General features: G+C 69.4%; 23 protein-coding genes, 1 tRNA gene and 1 riboswitch. Of the genes, 15 read left to right on the top strand and 9 right to left on the bottom strand.

Annotated elements, in window-relative coordinates; genetic code table 11:
- Positions 1–225: 225 nt before the first annotated feature.
- A riboswitch (cobalamin riboswitch) is annotated at positions 226–444 on the top strand.
- A 132-nt stretch (positions 445–576) separates the two neighbouring features.
- Positions 577–2,409, top strand: coding sequence for a TonB-dependent siderophore receptor (locus ASG17_RS00950; protein ID WP_056098106.1), 1,833 nt, complete (start codon positions 577–579; stop codon positions 2,407–2,409).
- Here ASG17_RS00950 and ASG17_RS00945 read toward each other — a convergent pair.
- From ASG17_RS00945 to ASG17_RS00935, 3 genes are all read right to left on the bottom strand, one after another.
- Positions 2,393–3,292: an aldo/keto reductase gene (locus ASG17_RS00945; protein WP_082496041.1), complete on the bottom strand. Its 900-nt coding sequence runs from the start codon at positions 3,290–3,292 to the stop codon at positions 2,393–2,395. The two genes, ASG17_RS00950 and ASG17_RS00945, sit on opposite strands and share 17 nt — an antisense overlap.
- A 72-nt stretch (positions 3,293–3,364) precedes the next feature.
- Positions 3,365–4,507: a radical SAM family heme chaperone HemW gene (hemW, locus tag ASG17_RS00940; protein WP_056098105.1), complete on the bottom strand. Its 1,143-nt coding sequence runs from the start codon at positions 4,505–4,507 to the stop codon at positions 3,365–3,367.
- Position 4,508: 1 nt separating this feature from the next.
- Positions 4,509–5,111, bottom strand: a complete 603-nt coding sequence (locus tag ASG17_RS00935) for a non-canonical purine NTP pyrophosphatase (RefSeq protein ID WP_056098103.1) — start codon at positions 5,109–5,111, stop codon at positions 4,509–4,511.
- Positions 5,112–5,597: 486 nt separating this feature from the next.
- Between ASG17_RS00935 and ASG17_RS00930 the strand changes: the two genes are divergently transcribed.
- Genes ASG17_RS00930 through ASG17_RS00920 form a run of 3 tightly spaced genes read left to right on the top strand, consistent with a single transcriptional unit; the run spans position 5,598 to position 7,001 of the window.
- On the top strand, positions 5,598–6,185 hold the full coding sequence (locus tag ASG17_RS00930) for a DUF2975 domain-containing protein (RefSeq protein ID WP_056098102.1): 588 nt from the start codon (positions 5,598–5,600) through the stop codon (positions 6,183–6,185).
- A 37-nt stretch (positions 6,186–6,222) separates the two neighbouring features.
- A complete protein-coding gene (locus ASG17_RS00925; RefSeq protein WP_056098100.1) occupies positions 6,223–6,462 on the top strand; it encodes a helix-turn-helix transcriptional regulator in 240 nt (79 codons plus the stop codon).
- Positions 6,459–7,001 (top strand): Smr/MutS family protein, encoded by a 543-nt coding sequence (locus tag ASG17_RS00920; RefSeq protein WP_056098099.1) that lies wholly within the window; start codon positions 6,459–6,461, stop codon positions 6,999–7,001. Before ASG17_RS00925 ends, ASG17_RS00920 begins: the two co-directional genes overlap by 4 nt.
- Positions 7,002–7,121: 120 nt before the next feature.
- On the opposite strand, the gene ASG17_RS00915 is transcribed toward ASG17_RS00920, so the two are convergent.
- A complete protein-coding gene (locus ASG17_RS00915) occupies positions 7,122–8,120 on the bottom strand; it encodes an adenosine kinase (protein ID WP_056098097.1) in 999 nt (332 codons plus the stop codon).
- 76 nt (positions 8,121–8,196) lie between these two features.
- On the opposite strand from ASG17_RS00915, the gene ASG17_RS00910 reads away from it, so the two are divergent.
- Entirely contained in the window at positions 8,197–9,063 is an 867-nt protein-coding gene (locus tag ASG17_RS00910) for a RimK family alpha-L-glutamate ligase (RefSeq protein ID WP_056098095.1), read from the top strand.
- A 116-nt stretch (positions 9,064–9,179) separates the two neighbouring features.
- Here the strand turns inward: ASG17_RS00910 and nth are convergent, their stop codons facing one another.
- The gene (nth, locus tag ASG17_RS00905) at positions 9,180–9,905 is read right to left on the bottom strand and encodes an endonuclease III (RefSeq protein ID WP_056098092.1); all 726 of its coding nucleotides are present in this window, start codon (positions 9,903–9,905) and stop codon (positions 9,180–9,182) included.
- Positions 9,905–11,182, bottom strand: coding sequence for an NAD(P)/FAD-dependent oxidoreductase (locus tag ASG17_RS00900; protein WP_235560325.1), 1,278 nt, complete (start codon positions 11,180–11,182; stop codon positions 9,905–9,907). Before ASG17_RS00900 ends, nth begins: the two co-directional genes overlap by 1 nt.
- Before the next feature lie 142 nt (positions 11,183–11,324).
- Between ASG17_RS00900 and ASG17_RS00895 the strand changes: the two genes are divergently transcribed.
- Genes ASG17_RS00895 through ASG17_RS00880 form a run of 4 tightly spaced genes read left to right on the top strand, consistent with a single transcriptional unit; the run spans position 11,325 to position 15,160 of the window.
- Entirely contained in the window at positions 11,325–12,431 is a 1,107-nt protein-coding gene (locus ASG17_RS00895; RefSeq protein WP_056098089.1) for an HlyD family secretion protein, read from the top strand.
- Positions 12,432–12,463: 32 nt separating this feature from the next.
- On the top strand, positions 12,464–14,053 hold the full coding sequence (locus ASG17_RS00890; protein ID WP_056098088.1) for a DHA2 family efflux MFS transporter permease subunit: 1,590 nt from the start codon (positions 12,464–12,466) through the stop codon (positions 14,051–14,053).
- On the top strand, positions 14,053–14,652 hold the full coding sequence (locus tag ASG17_RS00885) for a TetR/AcrR family transcriptional regulator (protein WP_056098086.1): 600 nt from the start codon (positions 14,053–14,055) through the stop codon (positions 14,650–14,652). The genes ASG17_RS00890 and ASG17_RS00885 overlap by 1 nt, the downstream gene beginning before the upstream one ends.
- 4 nt (positions 14,653–14,656) lie before the next feature.
- Positions 14,657–15,160, top strand: coding sequence for a phasin family protein (locus tag ASG17_RS00880; protein WP_200935007.1), 504 nt, complete (start codon positions 14,657–14,659; stop codon positions 15,158–15,160).
- Positions 15,161–15,179: 19 nt separating this feature from the next.
- Here the strand turns inward: ASG17_RS00880 and ASG17_RS00875 are convergent, their stop codons facing one another.
- From ASG17_RS00875 to tsaD, 3 genes are all read right to left on the bottom strand, one after another.
- Positions 15,180–15,554, bottom strand: a complete 375-nt coding sequence (locus ASG17_RS00875; RefSeq protein ID WP_056098085.1) for a Rieske (2Fe-2S) protein — start codon at positions 15,552–15,554, stop codon at positions 15,180–15,182.
- Complete coding sequence (locus ASG17_RS00870; RefSeq protein ID WP_056098083.1) at positions 15,551–16,549, bottom strand: NAD(P)H-dependent glycerol-3-phosphate dehydrogenase; 999 nt, start codon at positions 16,547–16,549, stop codon at positions 15,551–15,553. Before ASG17_RS00870 ends, ASG17_RS00875 begins: the two co-directional genes overlap by 4 nt.
- Before the next feature lie 74 nt (positions 16,550–16,623).
- Positions 16,624–17,754 carry a tRNA (adenosine(37)-N6)-threonylcarbamoyltransferase complex transferase subunit TsaD gene (tsaD, locus tag ASG17_RS00865; RefSeq protein WP_056098081.1) on the bottom strand — a complete coding sequence of 377 codons (1,131 nt, stop codon included), beginning with the start codon at positions 17,752–17,754 and terminating at the stop codon, positions 16,624–16,626.
- A gap of 60 nt (positions 17,755–17,814) precedes the next feature.
- On the opposite strand from tsaD, the gene hemC reads away from it, so the two are divergent.
- From hemC to ASG17_RS00835, 6 genes are all read left to right on the top strand, one after another.
- Complete coding sequence (hemC, locus tag ASG17_RS00860; protein WP_056098079.1) at positions 17,815–18,783, top strand: hydroxymethylbilane synthase; 969 nt, start codon at positions 17,815–17,817, stop codon at positions 18,781–18,783.
- On the top strand, positions 18,776–19,468 hold the full coding sequence (locus ASG17_RS00855; RefSeq protein ID WP_056098911.1) for a uroporphyrinogen-III synthase: 693 nt from the start codon (positions 18,776–18,778) through the stop codon (positions 19,466–19,468). The genes hemC and ASG17_RS00855 overlap by 8 nt, the downstream gene beginning before the upstream one ends.
- A 19-nt stretch (positions 19,469–19,487) precedes the next feature.
- Positions 19,488–19,563: transfer RNA gene (locus tag ASG17_RS00850), tRNA-Thr, on the top strand.
- Positions 19,564–19,828: 265 nt separating this feature from the next.
- Positions 19,829–21,211 (top strand): class I SAM-dependent DNA methyltransferase, encoded by a 1,383-nt coding sequence (locus ASG17_RS00845; RefSeq protein WP_200935006.1) that lies wholly within the window; start codon positions 19,829–19,831, stop codon positions 21,209–21,211.
- Positions 21,208–22,764, top strand: a complete 1,557-nt coding sequence (locus ASG17_RS00840) for a restriction endonuclease subunit S (protein ID WP_082496039.1) — start codon at positions 21,208–21,210, stop codon at positions 22,762–22,764. Before ASG17_RS00845 ends, ASG17_RS00840 begins: the two co-directional genes overlap by 4 nt.
- A complete protein-coding gene (locus ASG17_RS00835) occupies positions 22,761–24,335 on the top strand; it encodes a restriction system-associated AAA family ATPase (RefSeq protein ID WP_056098074.1) in 1,575 nt (524 codons plus the stop codon). Before ASG17_RS00840 ends, ASG17_RS00835 begins: the two co-directional genes overlap by 4 nt.
- Positions 24,336–24,337 lie beyond the last annotated feature (2 nt).

The following is a 24,337-nucleotide window of genomic DNA, read 5'->3' as shown; positions in this document are numbered from 1 at the left end:
GGGCGCCACGGCTCAAGCCGCCGCGTCCGTTCGTGCACAGGGCGATGGCCTTTTGCCACAGGCGAGGCCTCCCTGGAGCCGTCATCCTCGGACTTGATCCGAGGATCAAGTTGTCCGGTGGGCAATAGGGCCAGGCTGAGACGCCGCGTGATGAGCCATCGACGTCGCGCACGATCGGCGCCTGATCCTCGGATCAAGTCCGAGGATGACGGGGGGAGGGGCGGATGACAGCTTCACCTTGCGGCCTCGCTCTTCCCCTGCCATGAGCCGGCGCAGGCGGTTAAGGGAACACGGTGAGACACCGTGGCTGTGCCCGCAACTGTAGGCGGCGAGGCTGTCGTTCGTCCGGGGATCGCTCCCCGGCGCCACTGGGAAACTGGGAAGGCGAGAACGGCTGTTGGGGACCCGCAAGCCAGGAGACCTGGCCGCCGACGTCGTCCGTCGCTGCCCGGGACCAGGCAGAGGCGCGGTGATCCGTCGAGGCGACCCGACACTTGCGCCGTCCATTCCGGACGGGTCGGTCGCCTTCATCTGACGCCCGCGACGCGCTCGCGCGGGCCGACGGAGATATCGCAGATGCGATCCCATCGAACCCTGCTCCTCGCCACGGCCGCGGCCCTGGCGCTTCCCTCCCTCGTCTTCGCCCAGGACGGCGACGCGACCCTGGCGGAGGTGGTGGTCACCGCCACCCGCATCCCCTCCATCGTCCAGGACACCCCCGGCGCCCGCGTCATCGACGCGGCGACGATCCAGCAGCGCGGCGCCGTCTTCGCCGCCGACATCCTGGCCGACGTCCCCGGTCTGTCCGTGACCCGCAGCGGCGCCTTCGGCGGCGTCGCCCAGGTGCGGATGCGCGGCGCGACGCCCGGCAAGACCCTGGTTCTGGTCGACGGCGTGCCCGTCAACGACCCGGCAGAGGTCAGCGGCGCCTATGACTTTTCCGGTTTCGAGCTGGGCGACATCGACCGCATCGAGGTCCTGTCGGGTCCGCAGTCGTCGCTTTGGGGCTCCGACGCCATCGGCGGCGTGATCGCCTTCACCACCCGCGAGATCGACGGCCTGGCCGCGGAGGCCGAGGCGGGCAGCTACGACACCGTGCGCGGACGCCTGTCGGCCGGGATCGCCAACGACCAGTACGCAATCGGCGCCTACGTCAGCCGCTTCGACACGGACGGCGTCTCCGCCGCCGATGAAGCCGACGGCAATCCTGAGGCCGACGGCTTCGACAACACCACCGTGGGCCTGAAGGGGCGCTATGCCCTGTCGGACGCCGTGAGGATCGACGGGTCCGCCCGCTGGTCCGACAGCCATGCGGACCTCGACGGCTACCCGGCCCCGACCTACGCCCTGGCCGACACCGACGACAGCCAGGACACCGAGCAATGGTCCGGCTTCGGCCGCCTGACGGTCGGCGCCCTCGGATTGACCCATCAGTTCAGCGTCTCGGCCAGCGACATCGTCCGCGACACGGTCAGCGACTTCCCGACCCATTTCGAGGCTGACCGTCAGGTCTATCGCTGGCAGGCCAACGGCGAGACGGCCGCCCTCACCTACGCCTTCGGCGCCGAGCGCGAGGAGACGAAGGGCAGCCTGTCCACCGGGGCCGTGGCCGATCTGGGAACCACCGCTCTGTTCGGCGTCGCGCGTTATGATCTGGGCGCGCTCAGCCTGACCGGCGGCCTGCGCTGGGACGACACCGACGATTTCGGGTCGGAGACCACGGGCCGGATCTCGGCCGCCTACGCCCTGCCGGCCGGCTTCATCCTGTCGGGCGCCTACGGCACGGGCTTCAAGGCGCCGTCGATCAGCCAGTCGGTCTGCGACTACTGCTTCTCGTCCGTCCCGGTCCCGGCCCTGACGCCGGAGACGGCCGACAGCGTCGAACTGGCCCTGGGCTGGACGTCCGCCGACGACCGCTTCACCGGCCGGGCGACCCTGTACCGGCTGAACGTCGAGGATCAGATCACCTACGTCACCGATCCGGCCACCTTCGACAGCTATTACGTCAACGTCGCCCGCACCCGGACCGACGGGGTGGAGCTGGAGGCCGACGCCATCCTCGGCGGCGGCTTCGACCTGTCGCTGGCCTACGCCTGGACCGACGCGGTGGACCGGTCGAACGACAGCCGCCTGTTGCGCGTACCGGAACACGCGGGCTCGGCGACCCTGGCCTGGGCGGGGGATCGCCTGTCCGGCGCCCTGACCGTCCGCGCCGAGAGCGATCAGGACGATGCCGGCGGGGTGCGTGACGGCTTCGTCACCGCCAGTCTGAGCGCCGCCTTCGCGCTGACCGAGCGGGTGTCGCTGACCGCGCGGGTCGAGAACCTGGCGGACGAACGGTATCAGCAGGTGCTGGGGTACGGCGAGCCGGGTCGCTCGGCCTACGTCGGGATCAGGCTGCGCTACTGACGGCGGCAGAGGCCTCGGCGACCGCCGGGGCCTCGACCGCCATGGTCGACCAGTCGAGCTTCGGACACGGCGCATGGGCGGCGGCCAGCACCGCCCGCAGCTCTGCGGACGAGGCGATGGAGGTGATGACCCGCGTCACGCCCGGCAGCTGGAAGGCGTAGGCCAGCGCCCCCTGCATGGGATCGCAGCGCTGTTCGGCCAGCCGCCGCCGCGTGCGCGACAGGGCCATGGCCTGACCCGCCCAGGCGGCCGGCAGGCTGTCGCCGCCCGCGAACAGCAGGCCGCCGGCGAAGACGCTGGACAGATGGATTTCGGCGCCGGTCCCGGCGATGGCCGCCAGCGTCCCGTCACGGTCCGCCCGCTGATCCAGCAGGTTGCAGCCGATCTGGACCACGTCGGGTTGAAGCCGCCGCGCCAGCAGGGCCGGCCCGTCCTCCAGCGTCGCGCAGACGCCGATGCGGCGATACAGGCCCTTGGCCTTCAGACCCTGCAGGCGGTCCCACAGCGCCCGGCCGTCGGCCCCGGCCAGCTCGGCCGCGTTCGACACCAGCAGCACGTCGCCGCGCGGCAGGCCCAATCTCTCGAGGGAGCGGCGCGCGCGCGCCTCGACGCGGTCCAGCCCTTCGCTGAGGGGCAGGGTCCGCACCGACACCTGGAAGGGCGAGGGGAAGGGCCAGGCCTGGCCCAGCAGCCGCTCGCCGTCACCCTCCGGCCGCGTCGCCACCAGGCCGATGCCCGCGTCCGCCGCCGTCTGAAGCAGATGCCGGATCGCCTCCTCACGCGCGCCGGTCGCCGCCACGGCCGGGTTATGGGTCCGCTCGGGCGCGGTCACGACCGCGAGCGCCAGCCGCGAGCCCGGCGAAGATGAAGTGAAAACCGTCACACCCCAGCATTGCACCCATAAAGTTTAAGGGACGCTGAGGAAGACGCTTACGAGAGATTACCGACCGGCGGTTTACGTGAGCAGCGCCTTCAGCACCGCGTCCAGCACCGGTCGGCCCCTGGCGGTCGCGGCGATGCGCCCGGCGGTGCGTGCAAGGTAGCCGTCGGCGACCAGGTCCTCGGCCGCGGCGACCGCTCCGACCTGTCCGACCAGGGCTTCCGGCACGCCCTCAAGGGTGCGTAGGCCCAGCAGAAGGCGCTCCTCGGCAGCGTCGGCGGGGGACAGGGCGTCGACCTCGGCCCACGGCGTCCCGGCGGCCACGCCCGCCAGATAGTCGGCGATGCGGCGGTGGGCGACCGTGGCGGTGCGCGCGCCGCCCAGGGTCAGGCGCCCGTGCGCGCCGGGCCCGACCCCAATGTAGTCGCCGCCGCGCCAGACGTGCAGATTGTGGGCGGATCGGGCGGCCGCGCCCTGCGCGTGGTTCGAGACCTCATAGGCCTCGAAGCCGGCGGCCTCGAGCACGCCTTGCGTCGCCTCATAGAGATCGGCCGCCGTGTCGCCGTCCGGCGGGGTCCAGTCGCCACGCCGGGCCGCGCGGCCGAAGGCGGTCGCGGCCTCCACCGTCAGCTGGTAGGGCGAGACGTGTTCAAAGCCTAGGGTCATGGCGCGCTCCAGGGCCTCGATCCAAGCGGCCACGGTCTGGCCCGGCAGGGCGTAGATCAGGTCGATGGACAGGCGCGGGAACAGCCGCCCGGCCAGATCGACGGCCCGCATCGCCTCGGCGGCGTCGTGGTTGCGGCCCAGGAAGCGCAGATCCGCGTCATCGAACGCCTGCACCCCGATCGACAGCCGCTGCACCCCCGCCGCCGCGAAGCCGGCGAAGCGATCCGCCTCGGCGTCGGTCGGATTGGCCTCCAGGGTGATCTCGACCGGCGCCGTCGTCGGCAGCAGCCGGTGCGCCGCTTCGACGATACGCCCCACCCACTCCGGCCTCATCAGCGAGGGTGTGCCGCCGCCGAAGAAGATCGACGCCAGGGGACGGCCCGCCACCATGGCCGCCTGCCGTTCCAGATCGGTCAGCATGGCGTCCGCAAGCGCCGGCTGCTCCGTCTGTCCCCGTTCTCGCACGACGTTGAAGTCGCAATAGGGGCAGATGCGCGCGCAGTAGGGCCAGTGGACGTAGAGGGCGACGCCCTGCGGTCGCCCGTCCGCCAAGTCAGTCAATCAGGGCGGCCTTCAGCTGGGCGAAGGCGCGGGCCCGGTGGTTGTCGGCGGCCTTTACGGCCGGATCCATCTCGCCGAACGTCACGGCCGAGCCGGTCGGCTGGAAGATCGGGTCGTAGCCGAAGCCGCGATCGCCGCGCGGGGGAAAGACCAGGTCGCCGTCGATCCGGCCCTCGACCACCACCGCCGGCCCGCCCGGCCAGGCCACGGCCAGGGCCGAGGTGAACCAGGCGGCGCGATCATCGGCGTGGATTTCCTCCAGCCGTTCCTCGACCTTGCGCATCGCCAGGGCGAAATCCTTTCCCGGCCCGGCCCAGCGGGCCGAGAAGATGCCCGGCGCCCCGTCCAGCGCCCGCACCGACAGGCCGCTGTCGTCGGCGATGGCGACCTCGCCCGACGCCTCGGCCGCCGCGCGCGCCTTCAACAGCGCATTGCCGACGAAGGTGGTCTCCGTCTCGTCCGGTTCGGCCAGTCCCAGCGCTCCGGCGCTAACCACGTCGTAATGTCCGCCCAGAAGCGCGGCGATCTCGGGGATCTTGCCGGGGTTGTGGGTCGCCGCGACGATCCGCATCCCCTTGAAAAGCTTCAGAGTCATGGCGCGCCCGCGCTTCCTTGCAAAACCGTAATATCGTTAAACGATATGTAACGTGATTTCTCCCGAGGGAGCGCCTACCTATTATCTCAAGAACGGGGGCCGCAACGTTCCCGCTTCGGACAAACCGAGGCAAACCAGTGCGGCGAACAACCTCGGGAAGGGCACAACCTTCCCCTCTGACGGAGAACGACGATGAACAACACCATGAGCGCTTCGGCTTGGCTCGACAAGGTCGGCCACGGCGTCATCAACGCCATCCTGCTGGCCGCCCTGCCGACCGCCCTGGTCGCCATTCTGGCCCAGGCCTTCTGATCGGCGGATACGCGAAATCGCTCCATCGATGCCGATGGAGCCAGTATCCGCCCTCGGAGGCTTTGACGATCCGATGAAGACCACGAAGTATAGGACCGCGCCCGGGACCGCCGACATGATCGACCGGCCCGGCGCGGCGACTTCGCCCTTCGTCCGACTTGAGAGCCGCCCTTCATGCCCCTGCAGAGCCTGAAAGCCCGCCTGAACGGCCTGCCGCGCATCCCGCTGTTCCGCGCCCTCGGCCATGGCTCGCTGTCGACGGTCCTGAAGATCGCGCTGGATGTCGCCTTCTGGGTCCTGCTGCTTGCGACCGCCGTCTGTCTGCTGGCCCTGGTCGCTTCGATGTTCATTCCGACCGAAAACCTGAACCTGACCATCAGCGATGATTCCGGCGGCCGCCAGCTGCCGTTGACCAAGCCGCTGATGCTGTTCGCCATTGGTTCGGCCGCCGCCTATGTCGGCGCCTTCACCCTGATCCTGCGCAGCCTGCGTCTGATCTTCCGCACCCTGACCCAGGGCGACCCCTTCCACCCCCAGAACGTCCGGCGCCTGCGCCAGGTGGGCGTGATCCTGGCCGTGGTCACCGGCGGCGTCTGGTTCTTCCAGGGCATGGCGGCGGCGCGGCTGGCGCCCGGCATCCTGGACCGCCAGGGTCCAGGCGAGCTGCTGACCCCCGCCTTTTCCGTCCTGGTCGTCTTCGTCCTGGCGGAGGTGTTCCGCGAGGGCGCGCGCCTGCGCCGTGAATCCGAATTGACCATCTAGCCTTGGAGGCCCGCCCCGGGGCGGGTTAGGACCGGCCATGGCCATCCGCGTGCAACTGGACAAGATGCTGGCGCAGCGACGCATGTCGTTGACCGAGCTGGCCGACCGCGTGGGTGTGACCCTGGCCAATCTGTCGATCCTGAAGACCGGCAAGGCACGCGCCGTCCGCTTCTCGACCCTGGACGCCCTGTGCCGCGAGCTGGACTGCCAGCCCGGCGACCTGCTGGCCTACGAACCCGGCCCAGGCGACGTGTTCGAGGACGACACGCCCGAATGAGCAGGAGGGGCGACCTGAGCCCGGAGGATCGCCGGATCTGGGCCCGCGTCGCCGGCTCGGTGAAGCCCCGCACGCGCGCCGCGCCCCTGCATTCCGACCAGGCCATTCCGGCGATGCCCGCGCCGTCCGGCAAACCGGCGAAAGCGCCGCCGAAGCCTGTGTCCGCCCCCGTCGCTGCGACGCCCGCCAAGCCCAGCCCGCCGCGCGCCATCCCGTCGCCCGATCCGCTGGAGCCGCGCCGCCAGCGTCGCCTGGCTCGCGAGCGTGATCCGATCGAGGCCCGCTTCGACCTGCACGGCTATGGCCGGTTCGAGGCCGAGGATCAGCTGGTTCAGTTCCTGTCGATCAGCCAGGCGCGCGGCCTGCGCGCCGTCCTGGTCATCACCGGCCAGGGCCGACGCGGCGGCGGCGTGATCCGCGCCTCCATCACCGAATGGCTGCAAGGCCCCCGCCTGCGCCCCGTCGTCGCCGGCTGGTCCACCGCTCACAGGCGGCATGGGGGTGACGGGGCGTTCTATGTGACGCTGAGACGGCGATAGCCTCACCCACACCCGAGCACCCCGGCGGAAGCCGGGGCCCAGTGAGAGCGGCGCTCATATGGTCGGCCGCTTTGCACGCCGCCAAAGAACTGGATCCCGACTTCCGTCGGGATGAGCGGGTTAGACGGAAAGCCCGTTCTGCTCGGCCAGCGCCTTGAGCGACGTCATCGGGCGCGGGCCCCAGTGGGCGATGACTTCGGAGGCGGCCAGCGAGCCCAGCTTGCCGCTGATCTCCAGATCCAGACCGCGCGCCAGGCCCAGCAGGAAGCCCGCCGCATACTGGTCGCCGGCGCCCGTGGTGTCGGTCAGCGTCTCCACCGGATAGGCGGCCACCGCCACCCGCTCGTCGCCGCGAATGACCACAGAGCCCTCGGCCCCGCGCGTCACCGCCGCCACCTCGACCATCGCGGCCAGTCTGGCTGCCGCCGCGTCGAAGTCGTCGGTCTCGAACAGGGCGCCCAGCTCGCCTTCATTGGCCAGGACGATGTCGGCCGAGGCTTCGATGAAGCTGAGAAGTTCGGCGCGCCAGCGGGCGACCACGAAGGTGTCCGACAGGGTGATCGCCACCTTGCGCCCGGCGGCGTGGGCCAGTTCGGCGGCGCGCTCGAAGGCGGCGCGGGCCGGGGCCGGGTCGAACAGATAGCCTTCCAGATAGACGATGGCGCTGTCGCCGATCAGGCCCGCGTCGATGTCAGCGGCGGTCAGCTGGTTGGCGGCGCCCAGATAGGTGCACATGGTTCGCTGGGCGTCCGGCGTGACGTTGATCAGGCAGCGGCCGGTCCCGGCGCCGTCCGTCAGCACCGGCGTGTCGAACGAAACGCCCGCCGCGCGGATGTCGTGGCTGAAGACCCTGCCCAGCACATCGTCCGCCACCTTGCCGATATAGGCCGCCTTGCCGCCGAACGATCCGACGCCCGCCACCGTATTGCCGGCCGAACCGCCCGACGCCTCGACCCCCGCCGCCATGGCGTCATACAGCGCCGCGCTCTGGTCCTGATCGACCAGCTGCATCGATCCGGGCGTCAGCCCTTGGGCGGTCAGGAAGGCGGGTTCGGCGGGGCTCAGCACATCGACGATGGCGTTGCCGACGGCGCAGACGTCATAAGTAGGTTGGGTCATGGCGCGGCCTTAGCCGGGGCGGGGCGTTCTGGCCAGTCGGTTGGCGTTCTGGGGCGGCGCGCCTTAAGCAGGCGCCGTGACCCAGATCGCCGTCCTGACCCCCGATCCCGCCGATCCGTCCTACGCCAGCCAGTGGCCCGGCGTGCTGGCGCGGCTGACCCAGGCACTGGCGCTGGCGGGGGCCGAGGTGGTCCCGACCGCCTGGACCGATCATGTGGACGACGCCTCCGGGCTGGCCGCCTATCCGCTGGTGCTGGCCACCATCGTCTGGGGCTATCACCGCAACCACGCCCAGTGGCTGAAGGCCTGCGCGACCTGGCAGACGGCCGGGGTGCGGATCGCCAATCCAGCCTCGGTGCTGGGCTGGAATTCCGACAAGCGGTACCTGCAGCGCCTGGCCGAACGCGGCGCGCCGGTCCCCGAAACCCTCTGGATCGAGAGCGCGACCGAGGCGGACGTCGTCGCCGCTTTCGACACGCTGGGGGCCGAAGCCATCGTCGTCAAACCTGCCGTCTCAGGCGGCGCCTGGCGGACCCAGCGGCTGTCGCGTGGCGAGCCTGTCGCCGACCTGCCGACCGGCCTGACGATGATCCAGCCCTATCTCGACGCCATCGAGAGCGAGGGCGAAACCTCCCTCCTCTTCTTCGGCGGCCGCTTCAGCCATGCCGTGAACAAGCGCCCGGTCCCCGGCGACTTCCGCATCCAGGTCCAGTACGGCGGCGACTACCGCCGCATAGACCCGGCGCCCGAGACCCTGGCCGTCGCCGAACGCATCCTGTCAATGATTGACGAGCCCCTCCTCTACGCCCGCGTCGACCTGGCGCCGGGCGCTGACGGCGCCTGGCGCCTGATGGAGCTGGAACTGATCGAGCCCGACTTCTACCTCGGTCACGACCCCAAGAGCGGGGCGCTGTTCGCCGAGGCCGTTCGCGCTGTCATCTGAACCGCTCATCCCGGCGGAAGCCGGGACCCAGTGAGAACGGCGCGCAAGCCGCCGCCCCTTCTGGCCGGGCCAAAGACCTGGATCCCGGCTTCCGCCGGGATGAGCGGGCTATGGGGCTAGGCCGCCGCGAACACCGCCCGCGAGGGGCAAAGGTCGCTGATCACGCACCCGCGGCAGTTGGGCTTGCGCGCCGTGCAGGTGTAGCGGCCGTGCAGGATCAGCCAGTGGTGGGCCTTGGGCAGATAGGCTTCGGGCACGATCCGCATCAGCTGGGCCTCGACCTTGTCGGGCGTGCCCTCGTTGGCCAGGCCCAGGCGGTGCGAGACGCGGAAGACGTGGGTGTCGACGGCGATGGCCGGCTCGATCCCCAGTTCGTTCAGCACCACGCTGGCGGTCTTGCGCCCGACGCCGGGTAGAGCCTGAAGGCCCTCGCGGTTCAGGGGAACCTCGCCGCCGTGCTGCTCCATCACCATGCGGCTGAGGGCGATGACGTTCCTGGCCTTGCCGCGATAGAGGCCGATCGAGGCGATGAAGGGCGTCAGGCCCGCCTCGCCCAGCGCCAGCATGGCCTGGGGCGTATCGGCGACATTGAACAGCTTGTCGGTCGCCTTGTTGACCGAGACGTCGGTCGCCTGGGCCGACAGGGCGACCGCGACCACCAGCGTATAGGGGCTGGACCAGGTCAGCTCGGTCTTCGGATCCGGCATCACGGCGGACAGTCGCTTGAAGATGCTCTCGACCCGATCCTCGTCGGGCGGCCAGCCCAGCACTGGCATGGGCGCGCCGGTCATCACGGCCGGGCGTTTGGCGACGGGCTTCAGCTTCGGGGCCGGCCGCGCCATCAGGCCTCGACGACCGGCAGGGCGTGGCCCAGCGCCGTCAGCGCCGCCTCGGCCGCGCGTTCGCCCTCCATCCAGGCGCCGTGGGCGGTGCCGTAGAAGGCCGGGGCCGTCGCCTCACCCGCCAGGAACAGCCGGTCCTCCAGTGGGGCGCGCAGGAGGGCCCGGTCGTGGCCGTGACCCGGCAGGGCGTGGGAATAGGCCCCCAGCGACCAGGGCTCGACGCCCCACATGGTGGTGGCCACCGCGCTCAGCCGCTTCCTCATGTTCGAGCCCAGCAGCGAGACCAGCTCGTCCTGCGCGAAGGCGAAGAAGGCCGCCTCGCCTTCGCCCTCCAGACCCCAGGCCAGGTCGCCGCCGTAATAGCCCTCGATCATCGGCCGACCGAACGGGCGCAGGTGATAGCCGCCGGTGTCGGCCGTGTCGCTGCGGCCCCACAGCAGGCCGTCCTTGGGGAAGTCCTCCCAGCCCTCGACCGCCATATGCACCTTGGACGCCAACCCCAGCGGCACGCCGCTCGCCGCCTCCAGCCACGCCTCGGGCGCTGGGTCGATCCGCAGCGCGCCCGACGTCAGGATGGCGGTCGGAACGGTGATGATGACCGACCGCGCCTCCACCGTTCCATGCGCCGTCTCCAGTCTGAGGATCGGCCCCGAGCGATCGATGCGGCTGACCGGGCAGTCCAGACGGACGGTCACGCCAGCCAGTTCGTGATGGGCCAGCCCGGCGATGAACTGCCCATAGCCTTCGGCCACCCGCCAGTTGACGCCGGTGTCGCGATAGGCGTCGTAGTCAATGATTGACACCTGCGAGAACCGCGCGCCGTTCAGGGCGCCGGAGACGGCGTCCATCCGCCCGTTCCAGCGACAGGCCGGATCGAACAGGTCCGACGCCGGTCCGTCCTCGCCCCGCGCCGCCGCCTCGGCCACCCGCTCCTCGAACTCGCCAAAGGCGCGGCCGAACTCGGCCTGTTCGGCGGGCGTGACCTCCAGATTGAACGACTGCCCCTCCCAGGGCGGCGGGGTTTTGTCGACCGTGAAGCCGAAGTCCGGGACCATCCGCGCCAGCACATTCTCGTCCGCCGAGTGCAGCCAGCCGCAGCCCATGTCGAGGCCGTGGCCCTGATACGGCAGGGTCAGCGCCCGCCCGCCGACGCGCGCCCGCGCTTCGAACACGGCGACCGACAACGCCTCGCCCAGCAAGCGCCGCGCGGCGGCGATCCCGGCGGCCCCGGCCCCGATCACGGCGACGTCCAGAACGGCGGGCAGGGCGTCAGTCATCGATGGACTCATAGGCGGTGAATGATCGGAAACTCGATGTGTTCATCGCATCGCAACATGGACAGTTGATTTTTGGACGATCAAGTCCATTTTAGCGCCGCCTCTCCCCGAGCCCTCCCCGGCCCAGACTCCCCGGAAAGCCATGTCTGTATCACCCGCACTCAAGAAGCGCCTGCCCCTCGTGGTCGCTGGTCTGGTCGTTGTCGTCCTGATCATCGGCGGCTTCGTCTGGTGGCAGGGCAAGCAGCGCTGGGAGACGACCGACAACGCCTTCGTCCAGGCCGACACCACCGCCGTCAGCCCCCAGATCGCCGGCTATGTGGCCGAGGTGCTGGTGGGCGACAACGCCCGCGTCCAGGCCGGGCAGGTCCTCGTCCGCCTGGACGACGCGGATCAGCGCGCGCATCTGGCCCAGGCCGAGGCGACGCTGCAAGCCGCCATCGCGGCGGTCCAGAACGTCGACGCCCAGGCCGCCCAGGCCCAGGCCACCACGGGCGCCCGTGCCGCCGGCGTGGCTCAGGCCGAGGCCCAGGCCACCCTGGCCCGCGAGCAGGTCCAGCGCTACGGCCGCCTGGCCGAGCAGGGCTGGGTCTCGCAGCAACGCATCCAGACCGAACAGGCCACGGCCCAGACCGCCCAGGCCAGCGTCGCCGAGGCTCGCGCCGCCCTGGCCGCGCAACAGCGCACCGCCGGCGTGTTGGGCACGACCCGCGACCAGCAGCTGGCCGCCGTCGAACAGGCCCGCGCCGCCGTGGACGAGGCCCGCACCGCCCTGGACCGCACCGTCATCCGCGCGCCGGTCGCCGGCGTGGTCGGCGCCCGCGCCGTCCGCCCCGGCCAATATGTCGCCCAGGGCCGCCAGCTGATGAGCGTCGTGCCCCTGACCCAGACCTATGTCGTGGCCAACTTCAAGGAGACCCAGGTCGGCCGCCTGCGCCTGGGCCAGGAGGTCGAGATCACCGCCGACGCCTTCCCCGGGCAGCGCCTGCACGGCCGCATCGACAGCTTCTCGCCGGCCACCGGCTCCGAGTTCGCCCTGATCCCGGTCGAGAACGCCACCGGCAACTTCACCAAGATCACCCAGCGCCTGCCGGTCCGCATCGTGGTGGACCACGGCGCCGGCGCCCCGGCCCTGCGTCCCGGCCTGTCGGTCGAGGTCAAGGTCGATCTGAAGAGCCACGGCGGCCAGAGCTTCGCCGAGGCCGGTCAGGTGCAGTTGGCCGACAGCGGCGCGAGTTCAAGCCAGTGACAGACGCCGCGGCCGCCCCCTCGGGCGCGCCGATGACCCCCGCCGCGCCCTCCAGCGCCCCGGGAGCCCCGGTCGCCCAGCCTGAGATCAACTGGACCATGCTGCTGCTCGGCTTCGCCGGCATGGTCATCGGCCAGTTCATGGCCATCCTCGACATCCAGATCGTCGCCGCCTCCCTGCCGCAGATCCAGGCAGGGGTGGGCGCCTCGGCCGACGAGATCAGCTGGGTCCAGACGGCCTATCTGATCCCCGAGGTCGTGATGATCCCCCTGTCGGGATATCTGTCGCGCCTGTGGGGCACGCAGAAGGTCTTCATGATCTCCTGCACCGGCTTCATCCTGATGAGTGTCGCGACGGGGCTGTCGTCGTCGATCGACACCATGATCTTGTTCCGGGCCATCCAGGGCTTCGTCGGCGGAGCGATGATCCCGACCGTCTTCGCCGTGGCCTTCACCGCCTTCCCGCCGGACAAGCGGGTGACCGCCAGCGTGGTCATGGGCCTGATCGTCACCCTGGCCCCCACGGTCGGCCCGACCCTGGGCGGTCACCTGACCGAGTGGCTGTCCTGGCGATGGCTGTTCTTCATCAACGTCGTGCCGGGCATGCTGGTGCTGTTCCTGGTCGGCCGCTACGCCAATTTCGACAAGGGCGACCCGTCGCTGTCCAAGGGCTTCGACTGGTTCGGCCTGGGCCTGATGGCCGTCTTTTTGATGAGCATGCAGTTCGTGCTGGAGGAGGGCTCCAAGAACGACTGGTTCGCCGACACCTCGATCCTGCTGCTGGCCGTCGCCGCCGCCGTCACCGGCCCGGCCTTCGTCTGGCGCTCGCTCAGCTACTACAATCCGATCGTGGAGTTCCGCGCCTTCCTGAACCGCAACTTCGCGGTCGGCTGGATGATGACCTTCACCGTCGGCGCGGCCCTGTTCGGGGGCACCTTCCTGCTGCCCCTGTTCCTGGGCCGGGTGCGCCACTATTCCTCGGCCGAGGTCGGCACGACCATGGTGGTGTCGGGCCTGGCCATGTTCGCCACCGGCCCCTTCGCGGGGCGGCTGGTCCGCGCGGTCGACCCCCGCTTCCTGATGTTCGGTGGCTTCATCATGGTCGCCTGGGGCATGTGGGACGCCCACGCCGTCACCGACGACTGGGGCTTCTGGCAGTTCGCGGGCGTCCAGGCCCTGCGCGGCGTCGGGGTCATGCTGGCCATGATCGCGTCGCAGCAGGTGACCATGTCGACCCTGCCGCCGCACATGGTGAAGAACGCCTCCGGCCTGGTGAACCTGGGCCGCAATATCGGCGGCGCCTTCGGTCTGGCGCTGCTGAACACCTCCCTCACCACCAACACCGCCCTGCACATGGGCGAGCTGACCAGCCGGATCAGCCAGTCCGATACGGCGGTTCAGGAGATGATGGGCGGCATGAGCGGCTTCTTCGCCAACTCCATCGATCCGGAGGGCGCGGCGATGAAGGCCATGTACGGCATCCTGCATCAGCAGGCGACGACGCTGGCCTTCGGCGACGCCTTCGCCATGCTGGCGGTGGCGACGGCCGTCGCCGCCTCCGTCACGCTGTTCGCCCGGCCGGTGAGGCCCGGATCGGTCGCCGCCGGCGGGGACGCGCACTGATGCCGCGCGCAGCCGGTCAGATCGACGAACGCAAGCGCGAGGCCATTCTGGCCGCCGCCTCCGAGTTGTTCGCGGAGAAGGGCCCCGCCGCCTCGATGGACGAGATCGCGCGCCGGGCGGGCGTGTCGAAACAGACGCTATACAACCGCTTCTCGTCCAAGATCGAGATCGGCCGCGCCCTGGCCGCCGGCCGTTCCGACGCCATGACCGAGCCTTTGCGTCAGGGCGGCGAGGCCGGCGCGGTGCTGACGGCCTATGCCGCCGCCTTGCTGGAAAAGGTCTGTCACGCCGACAAGGCGGCGTCCCTGCGCGGCGTCGCCCTGTTCTCGGGCCAGGAGCCGGAAATGGCGCGCGCCATCTATGACGCCGGCCCGGGCGAGAGCCTGCGCCGGCTGGCGGCCTGGCTGGACGCCCACGCCGCCGAGGCCGGCCTGGCCGTCGACGATCCCGAGGGCGCGGCGGAAACCTTCGTCGGCATGGTGCTGGGCCACGCCCACCTGCGTCACATGCTGGCGGTCGAACAACCGGCGCGTGACATTCCCGCGCGCGCGGCCGATACCGTGCGGCGCTTCATGCGCGCCTATGCGCTGGAGCGCTGACCCCATGACATCTCAATCCACCCCCGCCACGAACCTGGCCCATCTGTCGGCCGACACGAGCGTCGCCCTGGGCGCCGCCAAGGCCGGCGGCGAACTGATGGCCGCCACCGCAGAGGTCGTCGCCGCGCGTCTGGAGATCATGGCCGCCGGCCTGGCCGACCCGCGCCGCGCCGACCTGAAGGAGATGGCGCTGATGAGCTCCGAGAAGGTCGCCGCCTTCACCGCCTCCGCCGGCCGGGCCCAGCGCGGCCTCAGCGCGGCGTCCGAGGCCTTGGTCGCCGCCGGCGCCCGCGAGAGCGGCTTGGCCGTCGAGGCGGCGCAGGCCATGGCACGCGCCGCCACCCCCGCCGCCGCCGCTCAGGCTCAGGCCAGCTATATGATGGGCTGGTGGACCCGCAGCGCCGAACAGGGCTGGGCCCTCGGCAGCGCCCTGCTGAACGCCCAGGCGGACGCCATGAAACCCCTGCACAGGGCGGCCACGGCGAACGCGAAACGCCTGCGCAAGTAGGCCCGCCTCAGGCCGACGATCAGGCCGTCCGCAGGATCCCGCCCGTGACCTGAACCGGCCAGGGGCTCAGCCGACCCCCCGCGCCCGGTCCGCCCAGGCACTGTCCCGACAGCGGGTCGAACACCGCCCCGTGCCACCCGCACAGGATCAGGCCGCCGTCAGGCGTCAGATAGCGGTCCAGTTCGATGGCGAGCGGAAAGCCCGCGTGCGGGCAGCGGTCGATATAGCCGACGACCGCGCCGTCCTTGCGCACCACGAAGCCGTGGAAGTAGGCCTCGCCGATCTGGAGCACGAAGCCACGGCTGCCCGGTTCGGCGATGTCGTCGATCGCGCACAGGGCGACGCCCGGCGGGGTCTTCCAGACGCGCGCCCGGGGTTGGGGCGTCTCGCTCAAGCGTCCTCGGCCTTCAGCGGACGGGACAGCAGGCCGATGATCACCTCTTCCACCCCCGCCTCGCCGGCCAGGACCGCCGCGACGCCGTTGCAGATGGGGGTCTCGACGCCCAGTGAAGCCGCCAGATCGCGCACGGCGGGCGCGCTCTCATAACCCTCGGCCACCGAGCGCTTGCCGGCCAGCGCCTGTTCGACCGTCTGGCCCTGACCCAGCGCCAAACCCAGACTCATGTTGCGCGACTGCGGGCTGGAGCAGGTCAGGACCAGATCGCCCAGACCGCACAGGCCGGCGACCGTCTCAGGCTTCCCGCCCAGCGCCACGGCCAGCCGGGTCAGCTCCGCGAAGCCGCGCGTGATCAGGGCGGCGTGGGCGCTGCGGCCCAGGCCCCGCCCCTCGGCGATGCCGCAGGCGATGGCCAGGACGTTCTTCACCGCCCCGCCGGCCTCGGCGCCGATCAGGTCGGTCGCCAGATAGGGCCGGAAGCCGGGCGACGACAGGGTCTGAAGCAAAGCCTGCCCCAGCGCCTCGTCGGCGCAGGCCAGGGTCACCGCCGTCGGCAGACCCCGCGCCACCTCGCCGGCGAAGCTGGGCCCCGACAGCACCGCCTGCGCCGCCTGCGGGACCGTCTCGGCCAGCACCTGGGTCATCAGCTTCAGCGAGCCGCGCTCCACCCCCTTGGAGCACAGCAGAATGGGCAGGCCCGCCCGCGCATGGGGCGCGAACGCCGTCAGCACGGATCGCAGATGCTGGGCCGGCGGCACCGCCAGGATCAGGTCGCACTCGGCCAGATCGGCCAGGTCGTCCGTCACCGACACGGCCGGGTCCAGCTCGACGTCCGGCAAAAAGGCCTCGTTGACGCGCCGCGCGCGGATGCTCTCGACCACCTCGGTCTCGCGCGCCTGCAGCGTGACCTGCAGCCCCGCCCGCGCCGCGACCTGGGCCAGGGCCGTGCCCCAGGCGCCGCCGCCGATCACCCCCGCCGTGCGATAGTCCATGCGTCCTCCTGCAGACCGAACTCGGTCCGGATGACCCGGTTTCGTCCGGGCTCAGATTTCGGTCCACTCGAGCGTCAGGCCTTGGCGCCCTTGCGTCCCGGCTTGTGTGCAGGATCGGCCAGTGCGCGCGCCTCGTCCAGCGGCCAGCGCGGGCGGGCGGCGACATCCATCGGCGAGGTCAGCCCCAGAGCCAGCCTTTCGGCCCCCGCCAGGGCGATCATGGCGGCGTTGTCGGTGCAATAGGCCAGCGGCGGGGCCAGGAAGCTGAAGCCGTGGCGCGTCGCCGCCGCCTCGAGCCGGGTCCGCACCGTCCTGTTGGCCGCCACCCCGCCGGCGACCACGAAGCGCCGCGTCTCATGCCGCTGGGCGAAGTCCGCCATGGCCCGTTCGGTGCGCTCGGTCAGTTGCCGCGCGATCGCCGCCTGCACCCCGGCCGCCACATCGGCCCGGTCCTGATCCGTCTTAACCGTCATGGCCAGCCGCGCCGCCGCCGTCTTCAGTCCCGAGAACGAGAAGTCGTATCCAGCCCGCCCCAGCAAGGCGCGCGGCAGATCGTAGCGGTCCGCATCGCCGCTCGCGGCCAACTTCTCCAGCGCCGGCCCGCCCGGATAGCCGAGGTCCAGCGCCTTGGCCGTCTTGTCGAAGGCCTCGCCGGCCGCATCGTCGATCGTGGTGCCCAGACGGCTCATGTCGCCGATCCCGCGCACCTCCAGCAGCTGGCAGTGCCCGCCCGAGACCAGCAGCAGCAGGAAGGGATAGGCCGCCGGATCGCCGCTCTCGGTCAGGCGGGCCGAGACGGCATGCCCCTCCAGATGGTTCACCGCCACCAGCGGCAGGCCGCGCGCCAGGGCCACCGCCTTGCCGAAGCTAAGCCCCACCATGACCCCGCCGACCAGCCCCGGCCCCGCCGTCGCCGCCACGCCCGACAGGTCCGCGTAGTCCAGCCCGGCCTCGGCCATGGCCCGGCGCGCCACGCCGTCGATCATCTCCACATGGCTGCGCGCCGCGATTTCCGGCACCACGCCGCCGAAGGCCGCATGGTCGTCGATCTGGCTGTGCACCACCGAACTCAGCACCTCGGCGCGGCCATCGGACAGCCGAACCACCGAGGCGGCGGTCTCGTCACAGCTGGTTTCCAGCCCGAGCACGATCAGCGCGGCGTTTGCTCCCGCCCCCGCGCTCGTATAGTCCGCCGTCGTCGCCATCCGGGCGAGGTAGCGACCCCGGACCCTCCACGCAACAAACGGCGACGAAGGCGGAGCCTCATGACCTTTCCGATCCGCATCGGCGCGCGGGGCTCGGCCCTGTCCCTGGCCCAGACCGGCCAGACCCGCCTGGCCCTGGCCCGTGCGCTCGGCGTGCCGGACGCCGAGATCGACCAGGCCCTGCCCATCGTCGTCATCACCACCACCGGCGACCGGGTGCAGGACCGCCGCCTGCTGGAGATCGGCGGCAAGGCCCTCTTCACCAAGGAGATCGAGGAGGCGCTGCTGGACGGCCGCATCGATCTGGCCATCCACTCGATGAAGGACGTCCCGGCCGACCAGCCGCCGGGCCTGGCCATCGCCGCCATCCCGGAGCGCCAGGACCCCTCCGACGCCTTCATCAGCGCCCACGCCGAAAGCTTCGACGCCCTGCCGGTCGGCGCGCGCCTGGGCACCGCCAGCCTGCGACGTCAGGCCCAGGCTCTGGCGCTGCGCCCCGATCTGCACATCGAGATGCTGAGGGGCAACGTCGACACGCGCCTGCGCCGAGCCGCCGAGGGCGAGTTCGACGGCATCCTGCTGGCGACCGCCGGCCTGAACCGGCTGGACCGGACCGAGGCGATCCGCGAGCGGCTGTCGCTGGACGCCTTCCTGCCCGCGCCGGGCCAGGGCGCCCTGGCCATTCAGTCGCGCGAGGCGGATGTGGGGACCGACTGGGCGACGGCGCTGAATCATCCGTTGACGGCGCTGGCCGTCGCCGCCGAGCGCGGGGCCATGACGGCGCTGGAGGGCTCGTGCCGCACCGCCGTCGGCGCCCACGCCTTCGTTGGGGAAGGTCATCTGCGCCTGACGACCGAAATGCTCAGCCCCGACGGCTCGGCCCGCTGGCGCCGCGTGGGCGAGGTCGATCTGGCGGCCGGTCCCGCCGCCGCCCGCGCCCTGGGGCTCGAACTCGGCGGCCAGGTCCACGCCGCCGCGGGCGACCAGGAAGTCGATCCAAGAACCCTTGATGGGACGCTCGATGGCTGAGCGCATCTGGGTCACCCGCGCCCAGCCCGGCGCCGCCCGCACCGCGCGGCGACTGGCCGATCTCGGCTACGAACCCGTGGTCGCCCCGATCCTGACGCTCCAACCCCTGTCGTTCGAGCCCCCCGCGCCCGCGACCATCGCCGCCCTCGCCTTCACCAGCGCCAACGGCGTCGCCGCCTTCGCGGGCTTCGCGGCGGCCTTCCGTGACCACCCGGTCTTCACCGTCGGCGCCGCAACAGCCGAAGCCGCCCGCACCGTCGGCTTCACCCAGGTCGGGTCCGCCGAAGGCGACGCCCAGGCCCTCGCCCGCCTGCTGGCCGACGCCGCCCCCACCGGTCCTGTCCTGGCCCCCGGCGCGGCCCGGCCCGCCGCCGATCTCCAGGCGCTGACAGGCCCCGGCGTCCGCGTCCTGCCGCTCGCCGTCTATGAGGCCATGGAGACCGGCGTCGCCGCCCCGGACTTCGGCACCGTCCTGATCCACTCCCCCCGCGCCGCCCGCGCCGTCGCCGCCCTGGGACCGGCCGCAGCTCTGGGCCCGGCCGCCGCCGGCCGCCTCGCCCTCGCCATTTCGGAGGCCGCCGCCGCCCCCCTGACCGCGCTCCCCTTTGCCGAAATCCGCATCGCGGCCGCCCCGACCGAAGCCGCCCTGCTGCACCTGCTTGGCAAGCCGCGAGCGCGCGTATAAAGAGCCGTCTCCCAACAAGGCCGCTTTAGCTCAGCTGGTAGAGCATCGCATTCGTAATGCGGGGGTCGCGTGTTCGAGTCACGCAAGCGGCACCACCATTCCCGATAGGCAATCGACTTCGCACTGGGGGGACGCATCGTCCGCTCAGGATTGTCGTGGGTGCCTGCTGGGTGGCGTTTCCGCTTAGGGGGACGCGAACTCAACGCTGTCCGCTTGGGGCTCATAGCTGCCACTCACAGTGTCTGCTGCTAGCTTGGGTAGGCGCGTAGAGTCAGATGGTCTAAGGATCGTCGGCGACGCGCATGGGACGCGGCTTCGGCCAGAAACAGCAAACACACTGGACTTTCTCGAGGGGCTGAAGTGGGCGTCGAAGACATCCGGTGCGATGAGCTTTCCAGAAAAATCTGGTCACTATCCAATGTGTTACGCGACGACGGCATCGTGTTTCACAAATACATGTCCGAGCTCACCTACCTCTTGTTCCTGAAGATCGCGGACCAGACCCGCCAGAACGAGCAACTCCCACCCGGGTGCCGCTGGAAGGATCTTACCGAGCAACCTTCGCTGGGGCTGGTCGGCGTCTATCGCAAGATGCTGACCCAGCTCGGCGAGGACTCCGATAGTCAAGTGGTGCGGGAAATCTTCGGGTTCCCTACCACAGTGTTCAGCCACGACGAGAACCTGCACAAGGTCGTCCAGGAGATAGACCGACTAGACTGGGCGGGCGTGTCGAATGACGCCTTCGGCCTGATCTATGAAAGCCTGCTGGAACGGAACGCCACCGAAGCACGGGCTGGGGCGGGACAGTATTTCACGCCACGGCCGCTGGTGGATTGCATCGTCCGCATTATGGCGCCTCAGGGCGGAGAGACCATCCAAGACCCGGCGGCGGGAACAGGTGGTTTCCTGACCTCGGCGCACGACTTCATTCTCGGACGGAACGAAAAACCGGCGCGGCCGGCGCGGTTCGAAGGCGTGGAAATCGAGCGCGACACTTACCGGCTCTGTCTGATGAATCTGGTCCTGCATCAGATGGACAGCGTGATGGTTCACGGCGATGCACTGACAGAGGACGTCGACAAACTCAGCGCACCGGATCTGATCCTGGCCAATCCGCCCTTCGGAATGGCGGCCGGCGGCGTTCGACCTAAACGTTTGGACCTGCCGTTCCAGACGACGAACAAGCAGTTGATGTTCCTGCAGCATATCTACCGTTCGCTGCGGTCAGGCGGTCGGGCAGCCGTCATCTTGCCAGACAATGTCCTATTTGAACCCGGCGTCGGGCGCCGAGTCCGGAGCGATCTTCTCTCTTCGTGCGACCTGCGGCTCATCCTGCGGCTTCCGCAGGGCATCTTCTACGCCCAGGGCGTCAACACCAACGTCCTGTTCTTCCAGTCGGGGCGTCCGACGAAAGAGGTCTGGTTCTACGACATGCGGACCAACGTACGTCGCTTCAACAAGCGCAATCCCTTGTCGGAGGCGGCGTTCAAGGCGTTTGAAGAAAGCTGCAGCATGATCGTTCGGGGGGCAGGAGGGGCCGCGTCGACGGCCGATGAGCGTCTAAGCAGGCTGACCCGCGCCGAGATCGCGGAACGTGAAGACAACCTGGATTATACTTGGTTGACCCGAAGCCGTTCCGGGTCGGACATTGAGGACATGGACCGGCTCATCGGCAGAATATCGGAAGACCTTCATACGGCGCTCCGACAGATCGAGGAGCTCGACCGCGAGATCCTCGGATGATCTCGCGGCGTGCGCCGTGGCGGCGAACGACACTGGATGCACTCGGCCGCTGGCAGGGCGGCTCCACGCCGAGCAAGCGAATCGCCGCTTACTGGAAGAATGGCGACGTGCCTTGGGTCTCGCCCAAGGATTTCGGCCCCAAGAGCCTCGCAACGTCGCAGGACAAGGTCACTGAACTCGCACTCGCGGATGGCAGGGCGAACCTTCTGCCGAGCGGAACCCTGCTCATCGTCACGCGCAGCGGCATCCTTAGCCACTCGCTTCCCACCGCGTTGACTCTCGTGCCAGTGACCATCAACCAAGATGTCAAAGCCCTGCTGCCGGGGCCCGGGATCAATCCCGTCTTCGTGCAGCTTCAGATCGAGGCCCTCACGGATCAGCTGTTGGAGGCCGCTGTCAAATCGGGGACCACGGTCGAGAGCGTGGAGTTCGATGCCTTACGGCGGTTTCCCGTGCTTCTCACAACCAAGACCGAGCAGGACCGTGTCGCGGGCGAGATCACCGACGTGCTAGCCAGGCTGGAGCGGAGCCGCGCGGCCGCGCAGGCCAGTCTCGACCAGCTGGACGCGGTTCACGCAGCGGCTCTCAAAAGCGCCTTTACGGGCGCGCTGACTGCGGGCTGGCGCGCACGTCAGGACGGCGAGGTCGCCTGGAAACCCGTCCGACTGCAGGACGTCGTAAAAAGCCTGAAGTATGGCTCGGCGCAGAAGTCCCGACCCATCGGCGACGTCGCGGTCCTCCGCATGGGCAACATCCAGGCGGGCCGCTTGGACTGGGCCAACCTCGTCTACACCTCAGATCCCGCCGAAATCGAAAAGCATCGTCTCGAGGACGGCTGTGTGCTCTTCAACCGCACGAACAGCCCCGAACTTGTCGGCAAGACCGCCGTCTACCACGGCGAACAGCCGGCGATCGCGGCTGGATATTTGATAGTTGTCCGCTGCGGCCCGGACGTCCTTCCCGACGTTCTGGCACATTTTCTGAACAGCCCGGCGGGACGTGCATACTGCTGGTCCGTTAAATCCGACGGCGTCAGCCAGTCGAACATCAACGCCCGTAAGCTTGAGGAATTCGAGTTCGCCCTTCCGCCTCTCGCCGAACAGCTAGAGATAGCGATGCGCCTTGATCGGATAAGTCTATCGATCGAGTCCGTTCGCCGTCTACTTGAGGGGGTCGTGAGGGATATCAGCAACCTTCGCCGCCAAATTCTGACATCGGCGTTCAGGCCTGATCCGGACGAGGACAAGCCGGACGCGGAAGTCGACGCGCTGCTGAAGGCGGTGTCGGACGCTCAGGCGGAGACAGACAAGCGCATCAAACAGGGACGACGCGCCATGCCCAAACCCTCACCTCCACGCGAGATCGTTCTGGCCGCCCTTCAGGGCACCGGCGCGAGCGGCGTGGCGTTCGATGACGCCATGTCGCGCGTGGCGATGGACTATGAAGAGATGAAGTCGGCGATCTTCGCCCTTCTTCAAGAGGACCCGCCCGGTCTGTTGCAGACTTACGACGCGGCGTCAGCGGCCATCCGATTGAAGGTGCCGACGACATGAGACTGTTCTATCTTCGCGTGGACAGCGCCGTCAGCTGCGGCGGCCTCCTCGATGGTCTTGAACTCTCGGTGTCGAGGCCCTCTGACGATGCCAGCCTGGCGCCGCTTTGCCTGATCGGTCCCAACGGCGCTGGCAAGTCCCAGCTGTTGCAGTTGATCGCCGAAATCTTCCAGACAGCGTGGCACACGGGCGCCAAAGAACAGGAACGCACGAGCTCCAACACGGAGTCCACGTTCGAGGTCCGCTATAGCATTGCGCCAAAGGGGGATGCTGAACGCGTCGTCAGGCTATCACGGTCACGGACGGGGCGCACGGTCGGACCGGTCGAGATGGCGGTTCAGTCTGAGGAGGGCGAATGGGTCGCCGTTACCGCGAAGGCGCGAGATTTCACGCGGAATCTGCCGTCCCTCGTTGTCGGATATACATCTGGGGACAATGAGACCCTCAGCCTGCCCTTTTTCGTGAGCCGGAGCGGCTACGCCAGAGATGTGCGCGAGGCGGCAAGGCCGAAGTCAGACAAGCCGATGCCGGACGTCGTGCCTGACAACCGCCTTCTGCTGATCGACTACAGCACCCATCTTGAAGTTCTGGTCGCTAACTTGTTGCTGGCCAAGGCTAAAACTCGCACGGGCATCATCGACCACGCCGGATTGGAAGACTTGGCGTCATTCCGCTGCGTGATCCAGCTGAAGCACGCGGCCGCCCCGGCGGACGGCGTCCAGCTGACCCCCGAACTGCGCGGCTACGTCGAGACCTTTAAAGCCTTGGCGACCTGCTGGCATCACGACCCAAAGTTGGACGCCTATACCCTGGATTTCTTCGTCAATGAGGCCACACGGGCGGGATTTGCCGCGCATTTCAACACAGCCGCCGATCTCTACCGAGCCTTCCATAAGATCGCACTGCTGAACGATCTCGCCATTCCCCGCGAAGCCCGCTTGCGCCTGCAGAAGGATATCGACACGCGCCGTTTCGCGTCTCGGCTTCCCGAGCCTCAGGACGAGGACAAGGTCTTCCGGTTTGAACAGGTTGCCTTCCGACGTCGTGTCAACGGCCGCGCCGCGACATTGGACTATGTGTCCCTGTCCGACGGCGAGCACCAGTTCGCCCAGATACTCGGCATTTTTTCAATGATGGAGGACCCGGACGCCCTGTTCATCCTCGACGAGCCGGAGTCTCACTTCAATCCGCAATGGCGCGTGCAGTTCACCAAATCGCTGCTCGGGTTGCCCAACGGAGCGCGTGGCCGCCAGGAAGTTCTGCTGACGACCCATGCACCCTTCGTCCCTTGCGATCTTCCTCGGGAGCAGGTCCTCATTTTCAAACGCGAAGAAGGCCGGTTGACGGTCGGACCGCCTTCGATCGAGACTTTCGGTGCATCCTTCGATCGTATCCTGGATGCCTGCTTCCGCGTGAGCCCCCCGATTTCCCAAGTGGCACATGACAAAATGCAGGGCCTTCTCAAAGAGGGCGATGCTGCGGAGATTGAACTGGCTCTCACGCAACTAGGGCCATCGGTGGAGCGGTCCTTCCTAGCGGACCGGCTTCGCCAGCTTAAGCAGCCGTCCTGACC

The organism is Brevundimonas sp. Leaf363, from assembly GCF_001424025.1.
GTDB lineage: Bacteria > Pseudomonadota > Alphaproteobacteria > Caulobacterales > Caulobacteraceae > Brevundimonas.
Note: the sequence above shows the minus strand (reverse complement) of the source record. Positions and strands in the feature narration are given on the sequence as shown.

Coding starts and splice junctions, on each gene's coding strand:
- ASG17_RS00950 (WP_056098106.1), top strand. CDS start 577: ATGCGATCCCATCGAACCCTGCTCCTCGCCACGGCCGCGGCCCTGGCG.
- ASG17_RS00935 (WP_056098103.1), bottom strand. CDS start 5,111: ATGACTCTGAAGCTTTTCAAGGGGATGCGGATCGTCGCGGCGACCCAC.
- ASG17_RS00930 (WP_056098102.1), top strand. CDS start 5,598: ATGCCCCTGCAGAGCCTGAAAGCCCGCCTGAACGGCCTGCCGCGCATC.
- ASG17_RS00925 (WP_056098100.1), top strand. CDS start 6,223: ATGGCCATCCGCGTGCAACTGGACAAGATGCTGGCGCAGCGACGCATG.
- ASG17_RS00920 (WP_056098099.1), top strand. CDS start 6,459: ATGAGCAGGAGGGGCGACCTGAGCCCGGAGGATCGCCGGATCTGGGCC.
- ASG17_RS00915 (WP_056098097.1), bottom strand. CDS start 8,120: ATGACCCAACCTACTTATGACGTCTGCGCCGTCGGCAACGCCATCGTC.
- nth (WP_056098092.1), bottom strand. CDS start 9,905: ATGGCGCGGCCGGCCCCGAAGCTGAAGCCCGTCGCCAAACGCCCGGCC.
- ASG17_RS00900 (WP_235560325.1), bottom strand. CDS start 11,182: ATGACTGACGCCCTGCCCGCCGTTCTGGACGTCGCCGTGATCGGGGCC.
- ASG17_RS00895 (WP_056098089.1), top strand. CDS start 11,325: ATGTCTGTATCACCCGCACTCAAGAAGCGCCTGCCCCTCGTGGTCGCT.
- ASG17_RS00890 (WP_056098088.1), top strand. CDS start 12,464: ATGACCCCCGCCGCGCCCTCCAGCGCCCCGGGAGCCCCGGTCGCCCAG.
- ASG17_RS00885 (WP_056098086.1), top strand. CDS start 14,053: ATGCCGCGCGCAGCCGGTCAGATCGACGAACGCAAGCGCGAGGCCATT.
- ASG17_RS00880 (WP_200935007.1), top strand. CDS start 14,657: ATGACATCTCAATCCACCCCCGCCACGAACCTGGCCCATCTGTCGGCC.
- ASG17_RS00870 (WP_056098083.1), bottom strand. CDS start 16,549: ATGGACTATCGCACGGCGGGGGTGATCGGCGGCGGCGCCTGGGGCACG.
- tsaD (WP_056098081.1), bottom strand. CDS start 17,754: ATGGCGACGACGGCGGACTATACGAGCGCGGGGGCGGGAGCAAACGCC.
- hemC (WP_056098079.1), top strand. CDS start 17,815: ATGACCTTTCCGATCCGCATCGGCGCGCGGGGCTCGGCCCTGTCCCTG.
- ASG17_RS00855 (WP_056098911.1), top strand. CDS start 18,776: ATGGCTGAGCGCATCTGGGTCACCCGCGCCCAGCCCGGCGCCGCCCGC.
- ASG17_RS00840 (WP_082496039.1), top strand. CDS start 21,208: ATGATCTCGCGGCGTGCGCCGTGGCGGCGAACGACACTGGATGCACTC.
- ASG17_RS00835 (WP_056098074.1), top strand. CDS start 22,761: ATGAGACTGTTCTATCTTCGCGTGGACAGCGCCGTCAGCTGCGGCGGC.